The organism is Bradyrhizobium sp. URHA0013 (assembly GCF_000518345.1).
GTDB lineage: Bacteria > Pseudomonadota > Alphaproteobacteria > Rhizobiales > Xanthobacteraceae > Bradyrhizobium.
On record NZ_JADK01000009.1, the window covers coordinates 186,892 to 204,916 of the forward strand.

17 protein-coding genes and 1 pseudogene are annotated in these 18,025 nt (G+C 63.3%); 8 read left to right on the forward strand and 10 right to left on the reverse strand.

Going from position 1 to position 18,025, the window contains the following annotated elements:
* Positions 1 to 12 precede the first annotated feature (12 nt).
* The 3 genes from N551_RS0115760 to N551_RS0115770 form a co-directional block, all read right to left on the reverse strand.
* On the reverse strand, positions 13 to 1,365 hold the full coding sequence (locus tag N551_RS0115760; protein WP_027567742.1) for a caspase family protein: 1,353 nt from the start codon (positions 1,363 to 1,365) through the stop codon (positions 13 to 15).
* 111 nt (positions 1,366 to 1,476) lie between these two features.
* Positions 1,477 to 2,115, reverse strand: coding sequence for a glutathione binding-like protein (locus N551_RS0115765; protein ID WP_027567743.1), 639 nt, complete (start codon positions 2,113 to 2,115; stop codon positions 1,477 to 1,479).
* Between the two features lie 13 nt (positions 2,116 to 2,128).
* Positions 2,129 to 2,722 (reverse strand): cysteine hydrolase family protein, encoded by a 594-nt coding sequence (locus N551_RS0115770; RefSeq protein ID WP_027567744.1) that lies wholly within the window; start codon positions 2,720 to 2,722, stop codon positions 2,129 to 2,131.
* 131 nt (positions 2,723 to 2,853) lie between these two features.
* On the opposite strand from N551_RS0115770, the gene N551_RS0115775 reads away from it, so the two are divergent.
* From N551_RS0115775 to N551_RS39680, 3 genes and pseudogenes are all read left to right on the forward strand, one after another.
* Complete coding sequence (locus tag N551_RS0115775; RefSeq protein ID WP_027567745.1) at positions 2,854 to 3,687, forward strand: LysR family transcriptional regulator; 834 nt, start codon at positions 2,854 to 2,856, stop codon at positions 3,685 to 3,687.
* Positions 3,688 to 3,795: 108 nt separating this feature from the next.
* On the forward strand, positions 3,796 to 4,395 hold the full coding sequence (lepB, locus tag N551_RS35530; RefSeq protein ID WP_371180063.1) for a signal peptidase I: 600 nt from the start codon (positions 3,796 to 3,798) through the stop codon (positions 4,393 to 4,395).
* A pseudogene (locus N551_RS39680) lies at positions 4,385 to 4,438 on the forward strand (hypothetical protein); the annotation flags it as partial. The gene lepB and the pseudogene N551_RS39680, both read left to right, overlap by 11 nt.
* A gap of 226 nt (positions 4,439 to 4,664) precedes the next feature.
* On the opposite strand, the gene groL reads toward N551_RS39680, so the two are convergent.
* The gene (gene groL, locus N551_RS0115785) at positions 4,665 to 6,305 is read right to left on the reverse strand and encodes a chaperonin GroEL (protein WP_027567746.1); all 1,641 of its coding nucleotides are present in this window, start codon (positions 6,303 to 6,305) and stop codon (positions 4,665 to 4,667) included.
* Between the two features lie 44 nt (positions 6,306 to 6,349).
* Positions 6,350 to 6,664 (reverse strand): co-chaperone GroES, encoded by a 315-nt coding sequence (locus N551_RS0115790; RefSeq protein ID WP_027518760.1) that lies wholly within the window; start codon positions 6,662 to 6,664, stop codon positions 6,350 to 6,352.
* 376 nt (positions 6,665 to 7,040) lie between these two features.
* Between N551_RS0115790 and N551_RS0115795 the strand changes: the two genes are divergently transcribed.
* Both N551_RS0115795 and N551_RS0115800 read left to right on the forward strand, forming a co-directional pair.
* Entirely contained in the window at positions 7,041 to 7,328 is a 288-nt protein-coding gene (locus tag N551_RS0115795; protein WP_007602477.1) for an usg protein, read from the forward strand.
* Between the two features lie 102 nt (positions 7,329 to 7,430).
* Positions 7,431 to 7,970: a cupin domain-containing protein gene (locus N551_RS0115800; protein ID WP_027567747.1), complete on the forward strand. Its 540-nt coding sequence runs from the start codon at positions 7,431 to 7,433 to the stop codon at positions 7,968 to 7,970.
* Positions 7,971 to 7,982: 12 nt separating this feature from the next.
* Here N551_RS0115800 and N551_RS0115805 read toward each other — a convergent pair whose 3' ends face one another.
* Positions 7,983 to 10,109: a tetratricopeptide repeat protein gene (locus N551_RS0115805; RefSeq protein ID WP_027567748.1), complete on the reverse strand. Its 2,127-nt coding sequence runs from the start codon at positions 10,107 to 10,109 to the stop codon at positions 7,983 to 7,985.
* A gap of 121 nt (positions 10,110 to 10,230) precedes the next feature.
* Positions 10,231 to 11,190 carry a LysR substrate-binding domain-containing protein gene (locus N551_RS0115810; protein WP_245287781.1) on the reverse strand — a complete coding sequence of 320 codons (960 nt, stop codon included), beginning with the start codon at positions 11,188 to 11,190 and terminating at the stop codon, positions 10,231 to 10,233.
* Between N551_RS0115810 and N551_RS0115815 the strand changes: the two genes are divergently transcribed.
* The gene (locus N551_RS0115815) at positions 11,173 to 12,225 is read left to right on the forward strand and encodes an amino acid ABC transporter substrate-binding protein (RefSeq protein WP_245287782.1); all 1,053 of its coding nucleotides are present in this window, start codon (positions 11,173 to 11,175) and stop codon (positions 12,223 to 12,225) included. The genes N551_RS0115810 and N551_RS0115815 overlap by 18 nt on opposite strands.
* 27 nt (positions 12,226 to 12,252) lie before the next feature.
* Positions 12,253 to 13,323 (forward strand): low specificity L-threonine aldolase, encoded by a 1,071-nt coding sequence (locus N551_RS0115820; protein ID WP_027567751.1) that lies wholly within the window; start codon positions 12,253 to 12,255, stop codon positions 13,321 to 13,323.
* Positions 13,324 to 13,530: 207 nt separating this feature from the next.
* On the opposite strand, the gene N551_RS0115825 is transcribed toward N551_RS0115820, so the two are convergent.
* The gene (locus N551_RS0115825) at positions 13,531 to 14,781 is read right to left on the reverse strand and encodes a NupC/NupG family nucleoside CNT transporter (RefSeq protein WP_027567752.1); all 1,251 of its coding nucleotides are present in this window, start codon (positions 14,779 to 14,781) and stop codon (positions 13,531 to 13,533) included.
* A gap of 157 nt (positions 14,782 to 14,938) precedes the next feature.
* On the opposite strand from N551_RS0115825, the gene N551_RS0115835 reads away from it, so the two are divergent.
* A complete protein-coding gene (locus N551_RS0115835; protein ID WP_035961439.1) occupies positions 14,939 to 16,177 on the forward strand; it encodes an MFS transporter in 1,239 nt (412 codons plus the stop codon).
* Positions 16,178 to 16,417: 240 nt separating this feature from the next.
* On the opposite strand, the gene N551_RS0115840 is transcribed toward N551_RS0115835, so the two are convergent.
* Together N551_RS0115840 and N551_RS0115845 are read right to left on the reverse strand one after the other, a co-directional pair.
* Positions 16,418 to 17,176, reverse strand: a complete 759-nt coding sequence (locus N551_RS0115840; RefSeq protein WP_027567754.1) for an SDR family oxidoreductase — start codon at positions 17,174 to 17,176, stop codon at positions 16,418 to 16,420.
* A gap of 26 nt (positions 17,177 to 17,202) precedes the next feature.
* Positions 17,203 to 17,961 (reverse strand): proteasome-type protease, encoded by a 759-nt coding sequence (locus tag N551_RS0115845; protein ID WP_027567755.1) that lies wholly within the window; start codon positions 17,959 to 17,961, stop codon positions 17,203 to 17,205.
* Positions 17,962 to 18,025 lie beyond the last annotated feature (64 nt).

Sequence of the window (18,025 nt, forward strand, 5' to 3'; positions counted from 1 at the left end):
GACGATGCACGATCAGCGTTTGACGAAGACCAGGCCGCAGGCGCGTGCCTCGTTGCGCTTGCCGGTGCCGCGGGTGCGATCGAACTGCGCATCCACCGTAAAGGCGTAGGGCGAGCCGGGCGCGAGGTTGTTGAGAGTGTAGGTGCTCGCCCCCGTCGTTCCGCGCGCGCTCAAAGTCGTCTTGCCGTCCGCGGGGATCTGGCCATCGATCTCCAGGCGGTTGACGGCGCCCTGGCCCTGGGCGTCGGCATGAAAGACGCCGTTCGCAACCGTGGCAGACAGGGCCCGGGTGAAGCCCTGCGCCTTGCCAGTAGGCGGGCAGTTCAACGTCACGTCCCAATTGCCGTCGAAGTCCTTCGCGGTACGGGCGTTGCCGCTTGCCGGCGCGAGCGCCACTTTCTGCTTCAGACCTTCAATTCGGGCCTTGGCAAGCGTGGCGAAGATGCAATTTGGGAATCTCGTGAGATGGTCCTCGTATGCGCCAAGCGTGCCGATGCCGTCCGCGGCCTTCCAGTGCGCCTCTGCTGCCGCGCAGGGATCAGCCCGGGGGGCGGCTTGCGGCGCCGCCGGCGCTATCGTGACCGACACCGGCCCGTTCAGGTAGAACTTGCCGATGATCGACAGCGACAGCTCCGGGAGCTGGGTCTTGCCGCTGGAATCGTAGACGTCGCTGCTGATGTCGCGAAAGACCTCGCCGATCTCCTGGGGCTCCTCGATGTGCTTCAGGAACGCCGTCGTATAGGGGCTATTGCGGCCGCTGCCGTCGGCCGCGGTCTGCCCGGACTGGGTTGAGAACGATACGATCGTGCCGCGTGGTGCTTCGACTTTCGACAAGCCTCGCCCGATCGAGGCAGCGCGCGTCATGCCGGCGGAGCGTTTCAAGGTTTCGGCCAGCGGATTGTCGCGGCAGGAATCGAGGATGAGGATGCGCAGGTTCTTGGCCTGCTGCAGATCGTTCACGATATCGTCGACCCGCACGAAGCGCTTCAGATCCGCTTCGTCGCTCAGCACGGCGTCGACAGGCATCAGATAGTTCACGCCGTTGTACTGCATCGCATGGCCGCTGTAGTAGAACATGGCGACGTCGGCTTTGCTCGCGGCGCGCGCGAAGCGGATGGTCAGGTCCTGCATGTCGGCCTGGCGCAGGTCGATGCCCTGGAGCACTTCGAAGCCGCTGCGCTTGAGCGAGGCGGCGACGTCTTCGGCATCGTGAGACGGATTGGGAAGCTTCGCCGTACTGGCATAGGCGCCGTTGCCGATCACCAGCGCGACCCGCGTTTCCGCCGATGCCGGCGCGACGGAAAGCCAGCAGGCGAGGAGGGCGAGGCAAAGTCCGGCCGGGCAAAACCTGGAAAGAGCACGCATGAATGCCTTCCAATGAAATGTCGAAAAATATCCCTCCAGATTAGCGCATGCCGCACCGACATCAATGCCCTGCCAGAGAAAACGCGCGGATTTCCCGGCCGTGACATCCTGTCACGCCGGGCTCGCCGCCATCGTCTTGCGCACGGCCATTTCGGTCGCAATCGCGTCCCGCACGGCCGGTCGGGCCTGCATGCGCGCGAGATAGGCCGACAACGATGGCCATTGCGCGATGTCGACGCCTGCCGGACGAAGCAGCAGCAAAGCCCAGGTGAGGTGGGCATCCGCGACGGTGAAGCTGTTGCCGACGAGGAATTCGCGGCCCGCCAGATGCGTGGCAGGCATCGACAATGTCTGCGCGATCCTTGCACGCGGCTTGGCGAGCGAGGCGTCGTCCTTGTACCAGAAGGTTGGAAACAGGAACGCCTTGTGGATCTCCGCCCCGACGAAGCTGAGCCATTCCTGGAGCCGATAGCGGTCGGGATCTCCGAACGCGGGTGCAAGGCCTGTCTCGGGCTTCAAATCGGCGATGTATTGCAGCACCGCCGCGCTTTCGGTCAGCCGTTCGCCATTCTCCAGCACCAGGACCGGCACCGCGCCCTTCGGCGAAACGCCGAAGAAATCGCTGCCGTCGTCCACGACCTGCTTGGTCTGGAGATGGACCGGATGATAGCGGGCCTCGAGGCCCGCTTCCATCAGCGCAATGCGGCTCGCAAGCGAGCAGGCCATCGGGGAGAAATAGAGTTGCAGCATCGCCCACGCTCCTTCAGGTCAGCGCCTCGGTTTGCACGATGATCGCAAACCGATCCGACAATTCGGCAAGGGCGACTTCGTGGATGGTCCTTGCGGAGAGCGCTCCGCCGCGGCCGTCGGGAAGATCGCGTGTTGCACAGGCATCGGCTGCGATCGTCGTGCGCAGGCCGAGGTCGAGCGCGGCGCGGGCGGTCGAACTGATGCACATATGGGTCATGAAACCGGCCAGCACGATGTTCGTGCGTCCGGTTGCGGCGAGTCTGACCTGCAGGTCGGTGCCGGCAAAAGCGTTCGGCAGCGCCTTTTCGATCACGGCTTCGCTGGCGAGCGGCGCCACGTTCCTGACGATCGCGCCGCGCGCGGCCTCGCGGTCGAACAGGCTGCCGGCACGTCCCTTGTGCGCGATATGGAAGATTGCAGCGCCGCTCGCCCTCGCGCCGGCGAGCAGGCGCGCGGCGGCGGCGATCGCGGGCTCCGCATCCGGCAAGGAAAGCGGGCCGGCGCAATATTCATTCTGGATGTCGATCAGCACGAGGCAGGAATCGGCGAGCCTGGGCGGATTGAGATCTGCGCCGGACAATTCAAGCAGGGTTTTTGGGGCGGTCATGCGGGTTGGGCTTTCCTGGCGGTATCGGATGGCGCGACAGTAGCGCGGCGGTGGCCTGCAAATGTGCAGGACTACTGCAGCATATGGCTGCAAATTTGCAGGAGCTGGTCGTGCCTGATAGGTTCATCGCCATGAATTGGGACGATCTGCGCATTATCGCCGCGGTCAGGGACGAGGGCACCTATGCCGGCGCCAGCGCACGGCTGCGCATCGACGAGACCACCGTCGGCCGCAGGCTTGCACGCATCCAGCGCGATCTCGGCGTGCCGCTGTTCGATGCGGTGGACGGCCAGCGTCGACCGACGCGGAGTTGCGAGGCGGTGCTGGCGCATGTCGAGGTGATGGCCGCACATGCCGCCGAGATCGGTCGCGTCGGCGAGAGTCTGGCAGGCCCGGTGGGACGCCTGCGTATCGCCTCCACCAACACGGTTGCCGAGGAGGTTCTGTCGCCGCGCGCGAGCGACTTCCTGCGCGCCAATCCCGGCCTGACGCTGCAATTCCTCACCTCGAGCGAGAACGTCAAGTTCTCGCGCTGGGAAGCCGATCTCGCTATCCGTCTGCGCAAGCCTGACAAGGGCGACTTCGCGATCTCCAGGCTCGGTGACGTCAAGCTCTATTATTTCGAGCCTATTACGACCGAGGGCGAGCCGGTGCTGTGCGCCTATCCGGACGAACTCGGTGCCATTCCCGAGATGCAATTCCTGCGTATGAAGCAAGCCCACGCGCGCTGCGTCACCGACAACGTTCGCGTCATCCGTAACCTGATCCGCGCGCATCAGGCCGCCGGCGTGTTGCCGGAGCATGTCTGCGCGGACTTGCTCGGCGATCGCCGCTTGCGCGCCACACTGCTGCCTGGGCGCCGCGACGTCTGGCTGCTGGTGCAGAACCATCTCAAGCGAGATCCGGCGACGCGGCTCACCATCGAATGGATCCGCCGTTCCTTCAGCGATCTCGCGCGCGGCTGATTGCGAGCGTGAACGCGATACGGCTGCGGCGCGACCAAGTTATGGGATTGCGTGCGCGCGAGGGTTGCGTAATCTCGTGACGACCACGGGCTTGATCAGGGCAGGCGCATGACCACTCTTCAGGAAACCATCCACCCGCAAGCCAAAGTGCGGGAATGGAAGACGATCGTCATCCTGATCCTCCTGATTCCGGTGCTGTGGTCGCCGCCGTTCCTGTTTCGCATCTTCCTGTTCCAGCCGTTCAACATCCCGTCCGGCTCGATGACGCCGACGCTGGTCGTCGGCGACTACGTCTTTGCCGCAAAATATGCCTATGGCTATGGCCGCTATTCGTTTCCGTTCGCGCCGTCATGGATCTCTGGGCGTTTCCGGGCCGCCGAGCCCGAGCATGGCGACGTCGTCGTGTTCCGGACGCCAAAGGACACCTCGGTCGACTATGTCAAGCGCGTGGTCGGGCTACCCGGTGATCGCATCCAGATGCGGCAGGGCCAGCTCATCCTCAACGATCGCGCGGTGACACGCGTTGCCCTGAAGGCGGTGGTTGCCGGCTCCACTTGCGGCGCGGATGACGCTGCGAAGGCCAAGCGCTGGCGCGAGACGCTGCCGAACGGCGGCCTCCTACGTGACGCAGGACTGCGTCGACAACGGCTACTACGACAACACCGACGTCTACACCGTGCCGCCGGGCCATTTCTTCGTGCTCGGTGATAACAGAGACAACTCGAGCGACAGCCGCGTGATGTCGTCGATCGGATTCGTGCCGATGGATAATCTGGTAGGCAAGGTGACGAGGATATTCTGGTCGCTCGACCAGCACGGCGAGCCGCACATGGAGCGGCTGGGGAAGGTGTGGTGAGGCCGTCCCGTCATTTCGGGCCCGGCGCTGCGCGCCGCTCTGGAATGAGGAGCGGAGAAAACAAAAACCCCGGCATCGCTGCCGGGGTTTCGCATTTTGTCGTTTGCCGGAATGGCTGGACTTAGAAATCCATGCCGCCCATGCCGCCGCCCGGGGGCATCGCGGGACCGGAGCCGCCCTTCTTGGGCAGCTCGGCGACCATGGCTTCCGTGGTGATCAGGAGAGCCGCAACCGAAGCCGCGTTCTGGATCGCCGCGCGAACCACCTTGGTCGGGTCGATGATGCCCTTCTTGACGAGATCGCCGTATTCGCCGGTCTGCGAGTCGAAGCCGTAAGCGTACGACTTGTTCTCGAGGATCTTGCCGACGATCACGGAGCCGTCTTCACCGGCGTTGATCGCGATCTGCCGAGCCGGCGCGGAGAGCGCCTTGCGCACGATCTCGACGCCGGTCTTCTGGTCGTCGTTCTTGGTGCGCAGGCCCTTGAGCTGCTCGGAGGCACGGAGCAGGGCGACGCCGCCGCCCGGGACGATGCCTTCCTCGACCGCGGCGCGGGTCGCATGCATCGCGTCATCGACGCGATCCTTGCGCTCCTTCACCTCGACCTCGGTCGCGCCGCCGACGCGGATCACCGCGACGCCGCCCGCGAGCTTGGCAAGACGCTCCTGGAGCTTCTCACGGTCGTAGTCCGAGGTGGTTTCCTCGATCTGCGCCTTGATCTGGGACACGCGCGCCTCGATGTCGGCCTTCTTGCCGGCGCCATTGACGATCGTGGTGTTCTCCTTGTCGATCATCACCTTCTTGGCGCGACCGAGCATGGCGAGCGTGACGTTCTCCATCTTGATGCCGAGATCTTCAGAGATCGCCTGACCACCGGTCAGAACCGCGATGTCCTGGAGCATGGCCTTGCGGCGATCGCCGAAGCCCGGAGCCTTGACGGCCGCGACCTTCAGACCACCGCGCAGACGGTTCACGACAAGCGTGGCCAAAGCTTCGCCTTCGACGTCTTCGGCGACGATGACCAGCGGCTTGCCGGTCTGCACCACGGCTTCGAGCAGCGGCAGCAGTTCGTTCAGGTTGGAGAGCTTCTTCTCGTTGATCAGGATGTAGGCGTCGTCGAATTCAACGCGCATCTTGTCGGCGTTGGTGACGAAGTAGGGCGAGATGTAGCCACGGTCGAACTGCATGCCTTCGACGACGTCGAGTTCGGTCTCGAGCGACTTGGCTTCCTCGACCGTGATGACGCCCTCGTTGCCGACCTTCTTCATGGCGTCGGAGAGGAACTTGCCGATTTCGGCGTCGCCGTTGGCGGAGATGGTGCCGACCTGGGCGATTTCCTCGTTCGAGGTGACCTTCTTGGAGTTCTTGACGAGGTCGGCGACCACGGCTTCCACCGCCATGTCGATACCGCGCTTGAGGTCCATCGGGTTCATGCCGGCGGCAACCGACTTGGCGCCTTCGCGCACGATCGCCTGGGCCAGCACGGTGGCCGTGGTGGTGCCGTCGCCGGCCGCGTCAGCGGACTTGGAGGCGACTTCGCGCACCATTTGCGCGCCCATGTTCTCGAACTTGTCGTCGAGCTCGATCTCCTTGGCGACGGTGACGCCGTCCTTGGTGATGCGGGGAGCGCCGAACGACTTGTCGAGGACGACGTTGCGGCCCTTGGGGCCGAGAGTGACCTTCACCGCGTTGGCGAGGATGTCGACGCCGCGAAGCATCTTGTCGCGTGCATCGACGCCGAATTTGACTTCTTTAGCTGCCATCTGAATTTTTCCTTGAGAGGTTTAGCTGGGGGAGAGAGGGGCTCTTAGGCCGCCTTCTTCTTGGAAGCGGGGACGTCGAGGACGCCCATGATGTCGCTTTCCTTCATGATCAGCAGATCGACGTTGTCGATCTTGACCTCAGTGCCGGACCACTTGCCGAACAGCACGCGGTCGCCGACCTTCAGGTCGATCGGGATCAGCTTGCCTGCTTCGTCGCGGCCACCCGGGCCCACGGCGACGATCTCGCCCTGCGAGGGCTTTTCCTTGGCCGTGTCGGGAATGATGATGCCGCCAGCGGTCTTCTCTTCTGCGTCGATGCGCTTGACCACGACGCGGTCGTGAAGCGGACGGAATTTCATGCAGTTCTCCTAAGCTTTTGCACAAGTTGGGAATTTTGGGTTGTTAGCAGTCTACGCCCGCGAGTGCTAGCACAGGCACAGCTGAGATAAGGCAGGATTTTGGCGGGAGCAAGGGCTTGTAGCAGAAAAATAGCACTCGGAAGCGCCGCCTGCCAAAATCTCTTTCCATCGTTAATCGCGCTCCGCGCCCGTATTAGCACGGAGCCGCATCTGCTGCTAACGCATTGAATTTCAACAGCTTGTTAAACTTTTGGGCTTGAGATGGATTGTCAGTTTGCGTCACATTTCACTCATGTGAGCGCATCTCCACCGGGTGGCTCGTAGGGCGTACCGGAAAGCCACCCCTTGAATATGCGCTCCTGCAAAGGAGGTTGGCATGGTCTCGCGAGTTGGGGTTGTTTCCGACGACTTCCGGAAACAGGTGCTGGGTTACGGGCTGACGACAGCCGAAATTCTCTACCGGATGCCGGATCATCGCTCGTTGCTCCAGACCTATGTCTGGCAGAACTACGACATGTTTCCGAAATTTCCGGCGCTGACGGATTTCCTGGCGTTCTGGCAGAAGAAGCTCGACGGTCCGCTGTTCTCGGTCACGGTCGCGCATTCCAAGCTGATCAAGCCGGCCGAGCTGCGCGCGGTCGACGGCGTATTCCGGCTGCATTGAAGGCGAGCGTGGTGCTGTAGGGTGGGTTACGCTGACGCTAACCCATCCTACGATTTCGCATTCCGTGCTAACCTCTCCCCTATAACAACAGGGGAGACCGCCATGGCCAAGAAAGCAAAATCGCGTAGCGCATCGCAGGCGGCGGTGAAGAAGCGAAGCGGGGCCAAACCCGCCGCACGATCGACGGCCCGCAAGGCGGTGAAGGCGAAAGCTCGCGCGACTCCGGCCAAGTCATCCGTCAAGAAACCGGCGCGGCCCAAGCAGCGCATCGCGATCAGCCATCATCGCGAGGAAGACTTCAAGGCCGACGGTTTGCGCACCTACGCGAAGTATCGCGATCTCGGCATCGCCGCTGCGAGCCACGGGCTGGCGCAAGCGCACGTGATCCGGCTGCAAGGCCCCTGCAATCCGGACGAGGTGTCGAAGCTGCACTTCCATGACGTCGAATTCCAGATGGTGTACGTGCTCAAGGGCTGGGTAAAGACCTATATAGACGGAGAGGGCGAGACGCTGATGAAAGAAGGCAGCGCCTGGACCCAGCCGCCGAAGATCAAGCACATGATCCTGGACTATTCGGACGACGTCGAACTGCTGGAGGTGATCCTGCCGGCCGAGTTCAGGACGGTGGAGTTGAAGGCGTAGGTGAAGCGGAGATCAGCCGCCGTCGTTGCAATAGCGTTTCCACATCGCGCGATAGGCGTCGTCCACCGCTTGCGCGTATGAGACGGGGTTGCCGGCGGCGGCAGCCCTGATCTGTCCGGGCAGTTCGCGGCGCAACTTATCGAGGTCGCCGATCTGTGCCCCACGGCTCGCTGCGATCTCGACATAGGCCTCATCGCTTTCCGCGACCCAGTCCGGCAGGCCCAACGCGGCGAGGATGGAGCCGGCAGCACGGCTCGGCAGACTGTGACCGAGCTTCGCCACTACCGGCACGCCCATCTGCAAGGCTTCCCACGTGCTGACGCCGCCATTCTGCGGGAATGGGTCGAGGCCAATATCGACGCGATTGAACGCTGCCAGATGTTCGTCTCGCGACGTGGCTCCGAGCAGATCGACGCGTTCGGCAGGCAACCGGCCAGCTGCAAACCGCGCCAGCAGATTGTCGCGGACCAGCTGAGCGTCCAGCGCAGTATCCTTGATCAGCAGTCGCGAACCCGGCACCCGCTCGAGAATCCTGGACCAGACGTCCACCGCCTCGTTCGAAATCTTGCTGATGCGGTTGAAGACACCGAATGTGATGAAGCCGTTCGCGATCGCCGGCGTCGGCGTCCGCGCAATCCCCGCTGGCAGCGGCGCCAGCGTCACAAAGCACGGTAGGTCGACGACGGTCTCCGCAAACAGATGCCGAACCGCGGCAGGAATCGCGACCGGGTCCGAGAATAGATAATCGATCGTTGGCAGCCCGGTGCCGGTGCCGTGGCCCCAGCCATGCAGTTGAACTGGTGCCGGCTTGCGCGCAAACACACTGAGGCGGTTTCCGCTGGTATGGCCGGACAGATCGATCAGGATATCGATACCATCGGCGCGGATCTGGGCGGCGAGGCGATCGTCGGACCATTGCGAGGCGTCGCGCCAGCGATCGGCGATCCCCTGAAATTCGCGGGTCGTCGCATCCGTTTTCGGTGAACAAGCGTAGCACACGATCTCGAACTGTGCCCGATCATGGTGCTGCAGGACCGGCTTGAAAATGAACGCCGCCGAATGTGCGTGAAAATCCGACGAGACATAACCCAGCACCAGACGGCGATCCGGATCGCGGCTGTTGTCATGTGGTCCCGCCGCTGCTGAGGCGATCTTCGCACCGATCTGCTCCCACCATACACGTCGCGCTTGCTGATGCTGCGCAACGCTGGCGTCGGCCATAAAGTCGAGGGTGAATATCTTGCTGGAGATCGTGCTCTGATCCGGCTCGATGTCGAGAGCTCTGTCGAAACTGGCGAGGGCTTCGTCGACCCGGCCAAGTGCCGCGAGACATTGGCCGAGCAGGCTGTGGGCCTGAGAGAAGCCGGGATCGATCGCGAGAGCCTTCTCGCAATCGGACAATGCTTCGGCAACTTGCCGGGTCAGGAGCAAGATGCTGGCCCGCCAGAGCCATCCATTCGCGTCGTCAGGTGCCAGGGCGATTGCTCGATTGCAATCCGCCATGGCTTCGTCGAATCGCTGAAGCTCCCGCAATGCAACGGCACGGCTCGACAGCGCCGAGGCATAGTCAGGCTTGATCGACAACGCGCGGTTTAAGCTTGCGACAGCCTCGTCATAGGCGCGCAGACGGCAGAGCGCCCAACCCCGGCCGTTATGGGCTTCGGAAAGTTTTCCGTCGATTGCGAGCGCCTTGTCGTAGCTCTCGAGCGCTTCCTGGTAAAGTTCAAGGGCCGCGCTCGCGTTACCGAGATTGGACAGGGCCAAGGCGTAGTTGGGGCGGAGGGCGAGGGCCTTTCGATAGCTCTCGCGGGCCTCATTGTGACGTTTTAGCCCGTTGAGCGCGACACCCAGGCTCATATGAGCTTCGGCAGATCGCGGATCCACGGCCACCGCTCGGCTCAGCAGAACTTGCGCTTGCTGATAGTTTTTGGCTTCAGCCTCCAAAGCGCCCAGCAAATGAAGCGCGATGAATTGGTTGGGTGCGAGCTCCAGGAGTTCGCGATAGGCCGTCTTTGCCTCGCGCAGAAGTCCCGCTTTGTGCAGCTGGAGGGCGCGCGCGAGCAACGGCCCTACGTCGGCTTTTTGCCGTTTCTGAAGCCGGGAATTTTGAAATGCACGCTGGCCGACGCTGTCGCTCATGAATCAATTCCACCCGAATCTCCTGAAGAGATTAACATGGAAGGATTGTCGCGATTGCGCTGCGCTCCATCGGAGCTACGAGGGCGCCAGCCTCGCACAAGCCTCGCCGCGGATCGACCCGCTACCGCTCGAGATAGCCCAATTCCGTGCTCATGACCTTGCGAGCATATTCGCTGAAGGCATCGATCAACCGGGCGCGAGCGGCATAAGGTGGATAGAGCAGTGCGATCGTAACGGGGACCGCCGGGTTGAAGGGGCGCGTGGTCAGAGCCGCGCCAGAGCTTTCGTCATGCGCGGCAATCGGGTTGATAATGCTGATGCCAAGTCCCGCCGCGACCAGGGCGCAGACCGATGCGCCCAGATCGGTCTCCGCAACAATGCGGCGCGTGACGCCCGCCTGCGCGAAGATCGTATCGATGCGATCGTAGAGTGGACTCCCCGTGGCGAAGGAAATGAAGGCCTCGTCGGCGAAATCGGCAGGGCGCAGCGTCTTCTTCTGTGCAAGACGATGCGTCTTCGGCATGATCGCGACGCAACGCGTCTTGAGCACCGGCTCGACATGCACCCCCGCAACCTCGCCGTAGAGCATTGCCAATCCGGTGTCGCAAAGCCCGGAACTGACCCAGTCGTGCACGGCGCTCGCCGTGCCGGATCGGATCGAGATCATCACATGCGGATAGTCCGCCTTGAAGCGTGCCGCGATGCGTGTCAGCAGGCCGCCGGCCAGGCGCGGCATCGCCGCAACACTTAACCGACCCATACCGAACGAGCGGATGCTGGCTGCGCTGGCCTCCAGTCCCGCCAGGCCGATGAAAGTCTTCTCGACCTCCTGGAAAAAGCGCGATCCATCTACCGTCGGGCGGAGGCGGCCGCCACTGCGGTCGAACAGCGGGAATTGTGTGATCGCTTCCAGCTGTCCGATCAGGCGGCTGATCTGGGGCTGCGAGGTATGCATGCGCTGAGCCGCCTGCGTCATCGATCCCGTCACGAAGACCGCCCGAAAAGCCTCCACATGCTTCAGGCCCATTCGTCTGGTGGCCATATCAAATCCGTATAGGAGAGTATGAAACTGGAATTTCATCAGATCGGGCTTTTGGACGATAGTCCAGAGCACGGAGCTGTTCGCACGGAGCTGTCCTGGGGTTGCTCACCCACCGTGGACGGCGTCACCGGCATTTGCGACAAGAGGGGACATATGAAAGCGACGATGATCAAGGCACTGGCCGCGGCGACCGTCGCTACTGTTCTTCTTTCCAGCGAGGCCATGGCCCAGGGTGCGGGCAGGCTCGACAAGATCCGTGAGAGCGGCTCGATCACATTGGGGTACCCCGAGACCTCGGTGCCCTTCGCCTATCTCGACGGCAACCAGAAGCCGATCGGTTACACCGTGGAAATCTGTGAGCAGGTGGTGCAGGCGATCAAGACGGCCCTCAAGCTCCCCAAGCTCGAGGTTCGCTACAACCCGATAACCTCGGCGACACGTATTCAGCTGCTCGCCAACGGTACGATCGATCTCGAATGCGGCAACACGACCAACAATGTCGAGCGGCATAAACTCGTTGCCTTTGCTCCCACCACCTTCGTTGCGCAGGTCGTCCTCGTCGCGCGCAAGGATGGCGGGGTCGATGTCAACGACCCGGCTTCGTTTCGCGGCAAGGCCATCGCCGCCCAAGCCGGCGGCCAGACGTTCAAGGTGATTACGCTGATCAATGCCAGGGAAAATCTCAGCATCACGGTAGTGCCGGCCAAGGACACCGCCGAGACCTTCTTGTTGGTATCGACGGGCCGTGTGGCCGGCACCGCCAACGATGACGGTCTTGCCTATGCCACGGTCGCCTCGTCCAGAACGCCGGATGACTTCCTGATCGGTAGCAAGAGTCTGGAGACGGCGCCCTATGGTATCGTCCAACCCAAGGATGATCCTGCTTTCAAGAAGATGGTCGACGATGCCGTGATCGACCTGATGAAGAGCGGGCAGATTGCGGCGCTCTACGACAAATATTTCAATTCACCGATTCCACCGCATGGCCTCAACCTGAAATTCCCGATGAGCGCCGCCCTCAAGCGGGCGCTGGCCAACCCGACCGATTCCGGCGATCCGGCAGTCTACGAATGATGCGACAAGCGCTCTAGAGGTCTCGCAATGGCACATCAACACGACACGAGTCCGGCGGGCGCCGGGTTGCCACCCATCGACCTGCGCAGCGATACCGTCACCAAGCCGACCGAGGCGATGTATGCCCGCATGGTCTCTGCGCCGCTCGGCGATGACGGGCTGGACGGTGATCCCACGGTGCAGGAGCTGGAGGCCGTCGCGGCTGCGGCGTTGGGCAAGGATGCCGGCCTGTTTGTGCCGAGCTGCACCATGGCCAATCTGCTGGCGACGCTGGCGCAGTCGCAGCGCAGCGAACAGATCGTGCTGGAATCGAATGCCCATATGTACACCTCGGAACGAGGGGCGGCGACGTTTACGGGGCAGTTCTATCTCGCAATTGCCGGCACCGCCGGCGCAATGGATCTGAATTTGCTGGAGGATGCCCTGCAGGGCGAAGGGCTCAAGCTCGGGACCGCTCTTGTCGCAATGGAAACCTCGCACAACAACGCGAGCGGCGCCGTATTGCCGCTGGATCATATGCAGGCCGTGCACGCCATGGCCTCGGCCCGCGGTGTCCCGGTGCATCTCGACGGCGCGCGGCTGTTCAACGCCGCCGTCGCGCTTGAAACGGCGCCGGCCGAAATTGCCAGACATTGCGACACGGTTTCTCTGTGTTTGTCGAAGGGCCTGAGCGCACCCGCCGGTGCCGTGCTCGCCGGGCCACGCGCAGTGATCGACAGCAGCCGCAGGTTTCGCCGCATGCTGGGAGGCACGCAGCGTCAGATCGGCGTCCTGGCCGCGGCCGGCCTGGAGGCGGTTCAGGTCATGGGGACGCGTCTGGCGGAGGATCACCGGCGTGCGCGGGTCCTGAGTGATGCGTTGAACGGGATGCATCCAAAGATCAGCGCGACAATCCCACAGACGAATATCGTGCAGATTGATGTCTCTCTCTCCGGGCGCGACAGCGCCGCGTGGTCGGGGGCTCTGGAGAGGGAGGGCCTGAGGGCGAGGCCCTGGGGCAGGCGTCGATTGCGCTGTGTGACCCATCGCCATATCGATGATGCGGATATTGATCGCGCGGTCATGGCATTTCGCACCGTGGCTGGAGCTTTGGTTTAGAGCATCCGTCAGCGTGAACGAACCGAACGCGGTTTCTCAACCGTCGCGAAGCCAGGCTCATGTTCGTGTTTATAGATTCCAAGGCTTAGGCGCTCGACTCTCTCCGCCGTCATTGCGAGGAGCCCTTGCGACGAAGCAATCCAGACTGTTTCCAAAGATGCATTTCTGGATTGCTTCGCTGCGCTCGCAATGACGAGCGGAGAGAGCCTAGGCCAGCACACCCACCACCGCTCCCATCAGACACGTTGTCAGCGTCCCCGACACGATCGACTTCAGCCCGAGCGCGTTGATTTCCTCGCGCCGTTCCGGCGCCATCACGCCGAGCCCGCCGATCATGATGCCGAGGCTGGCGAAATTGGCGAAGCCGCACATCGCATAGAGCATGATCAGGCGCGAGCGCGGATCGAGCGTGCCGGGCGGCAGCTTCGAGAAGTCGACATAGGCGATCAACTCGTTCAGGACGGTTTTCGTGCCCATCAGGCTACCGGCGGTGATCGCCTGGTCCCACGGCAATCCCATCAGCCAGCACACCGGCGCCATCACGAGGCCGAGCAGGCGCTGCAACGAGATCGCGGCGCCGCCGATATCAGGCAGCAGGCCGAGGATCGCATTGACGAGATAGACCAGCGCCACCAGCACCAGCAACATCGCGACGATGTTGATCAGCAGCTCGATCCCCGCGCCGGTCCCTTTCACGATCGCGTCCATCGTGCCGGAGACTTCCGTCTCGGGATCTTCCAGTGCGCCGCCGGTGCGCTTGTCGGATGTCTCCGGCACCATGATTAGGCTGACCAGGATCGCGGCCGGCGCGCCCAGCACCGACGCGATGACGAAATGCGCGGCTGCGTCGGGAATGAGGGGAGCAAGCAGCGTCGCATACAGCACCAGCACCGTGCCGGCGATGCCGGCCATGCCGCCGGTCATCACCAGGAACAACTCGCTGCGGGTCATCTGCGCGAGATAAGGCCGCACGAACAGCGGCGCCTCGACCATGCCGAGAAAGATGTTGGCGGCGGTCGAGAGCCCGACTGCGCCGCCGACGCCGAGCGTCCGCTCCAGCAGCCAGGCCATGCCGCGCACGACCGGCGGCAGCATGCGCCAATAGAACAAGAGCGTCGTCAGCACGCTCATGACCAGCACGATCGGCAGCGCCTGGAATGCCAGGACGAAATCGGCACCCGGTGCTTTCAGATCGAAGGGCAGGGGACCGCCGCCGACATAGCCGAACACGAAAGAGGAGCCGGCGCGCGAGGCCGCCGAGATCGCGCCCACGGCGTCGTTGATAGCACCGAAGGCGCGCGCGACGACAGGCACCTTCAGGAGAACGATCGCGGTGACGAAGGTGGCGACGAGGCCGATCGCCGCCTGGCGCAGCGAGGCCGCGCGGCGGTTCTCGCTTAGGACCAAGGCGATCAACAGCAATGCGAAAACGCCGAGTGCCGATTGCAGCCGCAGCATGATGTCCCCAAACCCCGATGATTATGGCCACCCCTGCGTTGCAAACGCAATGCCGGAGATTGTCGGAGCGTCCCGCTGTTGACAAGCAGGTCCGCGTCAGCCACGCGGAGCACGTCGACATCAGGAGCCGGATAGTCCGAGGGTGACCGAACAGGCGATGCCAGACCAGCCAATATCGGGAAACCCGCCGGTCAGTGCCCGCGCGCTCCTCTCCCATCGCGCCTTCCTGTTCTTTCTGCTCTCGCGCAGCCTGTCGCGTTTCTCCAGCCAGATTGCGGCGGTCGCGATCGGCTGGCAGATCTACGATCTCACCGGCTCGGCCTTCGACCTCGGCATGGTCGGCCTCGTGCAATTCCTGCCCACGGCGCTGTTGGTGTTCGTCGCCGGCCATGCCGCCGACCGCTACGAGCGCAAGCGCGTGGTCCAGCTCTGCCAGCTCGTGGAAGCCGCGACCGCGCTCTATCTCGGCGTCATCACCTATCTCGGCCTGGTCAGCGAAGTTCAGATTTTCGTGGCGACCTTCGTGCTGGGCATTGCCGGGGCCTTCGAAAGTCCGACCACTGCTGCGCTGCTGCCGGCGATCGCGCCGCAGGGCTCGCTCCAGCGCGCCACCGCCGTCTCCAGCGGAGCGGCGCAGGTCGCGACTATTACGGGGCCGGCGCTCGGCGGTTTTGCCTACGCGGTTGCGCCGCATCTCGCCTACGCGGTGATGGTTCTGTTCTGGATCTTCGGGATGATCCTGACCGGCTTCATCCGGCCGCGCCCGCAGGCGATCGCCAAGGATATCGCGGGCGCCGACAATATCTTCGCCGGCGTCCGCTTCATCCGCAGCAATCCGGCGATCCTCGGCACCATCTCGCTCGATCTGTTCGCGGTGCTGTTCGGCGGCGTCACCGCGCTTCTGCCGATCTATGCCCGCGACATCCTCCAGACCGGTCCGATGGGGCTCGGGATCCTGCGCGCCGCGCCGGCGGTCGGCGCGCTGCTGATGACAATGGTGCTGGCTCGTCACGCGATTTCGCGGCATGTGGGCCTGCGCATGTTTCAGGCCGTGATCGTGTTCGGCGTCGCAACAATCGTGTTCGCTTTGTCGTCCTGGATGTGGCTGTCGGTGCTCGCGCTCGCCGTTCTCGGCGCGGCCGATACGATCAGCGTCGTGATCCGCTTCTCGCTGGTGCAGCTCGCGACCCCCGACGAGATGCGCGGCCGGGTCGGTGCGGTGAACTTCCTCTTCATCAACGCCTCGAACCAGCTCGGCCAGTTCGAGAGCGGGGTCGCCGCCGCATTGTTTGGCGCCATGCCCGCAGCCGTGCTGGGCGGGGTCTGCACGGTCGCGGTGGCGCTGCTGTGGATGAAGCTGTTTCCGAGCCTGCGGCAGGTGGAAAGCTTGGAGTAGGAGCTCGCTCTCTCCCCGTCATTGCGAGGAGCCCGCGACAAAATTGCGAAGCAATTTTGCGCTGGTGCGACGAAGCAATCCAGAATCTTGCCGCGGTGGTAGTCTGGATTGCTTCGCTGCGCTCGCAATGACAATTGTTGAAGCAGTGCGGAGATTTAGCCGACTTCACGTCCGCTTGCGGAGCGAGGCTGCAGACCCCATGCCGCCTACTGTGCATGGGGTTGTTTTCGCGTTTTTTATTCAGCCCCGTCCCACGAACGGCATCTTGGTTGCCATGACGGTCATGGTCAGCACGTTGGCGTCGAGCGGCAGGCCGGCCATGTAGGCAACGGCATCGCCGACCGCTTTCGCATCCATGCGCGGCTCCTGCTTCGACGTGCCGTCGGGCTGCAGCACGCCCGGGCCGTTGACCATGCGGTCGGTCATGGGCGTTGCGGCGTTGCCGATGTCGACCTGGCCGACCGCGATATCATACATGCGGCCATCGAGGTTGGAGGCCTTGGTGAGGCCGGTGATGGCGTGCTTGGTCGAGGTATAGGCGGCCGAGAACGGCCGCGGCGCATGCGCCGAGATCGAGCCGTTGTTGATGATGCGGCCGCCGCGCGGGGTCTGATCCTTCATGATGCGGAAGGCGTGCTGGGTACACAGGAACGGGCCGGTGAGGTTGGTGTTCACCACCGCCTGCCACTGCTCAAGGCTGAGATCTTCGAAGTTCACTGGCGGTGCGCCCATGCCGGCATTGTTGAAGAGCACGTCGAGCCGGCCGTAGGTGGCCTTGACCTTGTCAAACAGCGCGGCAATCGAGTCCGGCTTGGTCATGTCGGCGGTGACGCAGAGGCTTTTCCCCGCGGGGCCGAGCTTGGCCGTCTCCTCGAGCATGTCGGGCCGGCGCCCGACCAGCACCACGGTGAAGCCTGTGTTCATCAGGGCCAATGACGCAGCGCGCCCGACTCCGGTGCCGGCGCCCGTCACCACTGCGATCTTTTTCGCTTCACTCATCGTTTCCTGCCTTTTCTCTTGAGCTGTCAGGTTTTGGATTCTTTTTCGTTCTTGTAGGGCGGCCGCGGAATGTTCTGATGCGCGGCGCGCAAGGCCGCCGACCAGCGCGAGCGCAAATCGTGGAAATAGGGTTCGCCCGCCTCGATGCGGTGATTGAGATCGGCCTCGCAGGCGTCGGCGCGCACCACCAGCACGTCGATCGGCAGGCCGACGCCGAGATTCGAGCGCATGGTCGAATCCATCGAGATCAGCCCGGTCTTCAGCGCCTCGTAGAGTTCGACGTCGTAATGCATGGCGCGGTCGAGCACCGGCTTGCCGTATTTGTGCTCGCCGATCTGCAAATAGGGCGTGTCGGTGGTGCATTCGATGAAATTGCCGGCGGTGTAGACCATGAACAGGCGCATGCGCGCGCCGTTGATCTGGCCGCCGAACAGGAAGGACACGTCGAACGACACGTCCTCTGATTTGAGCGCCGGCCCTTCGGTCGCGTGCACGGCCCGGATCGCCCGGCCGATGCGCTGCGCGGCCTGGAACATGGTCGGCGCGTTCATCAGCGTCTCGATCTCACCCGTGTTGGGGTCTTCGAGGCCCTCGGTCAGCGTCGAGAGCACCGATTGGCTGATCGCGAGGTTGCCGGCGCTGGCGATCGCCATGATGCGGTCGCCGGGCTTGGAGAAGATGTGAAGCTTGCGGAAGGTCGAGACGTTGTCGAGGCCGGCATTGGTGCGGGTGTCGGCGATCATCACCAGACCGTCCCGAACCAGAATTCCGCAACAATAGGTCATTTCCAGTCCCCGAACGCGTTTGCGCGGAATTACTAGCCAATTTCAAGGGCCGCTCCAACCCCCG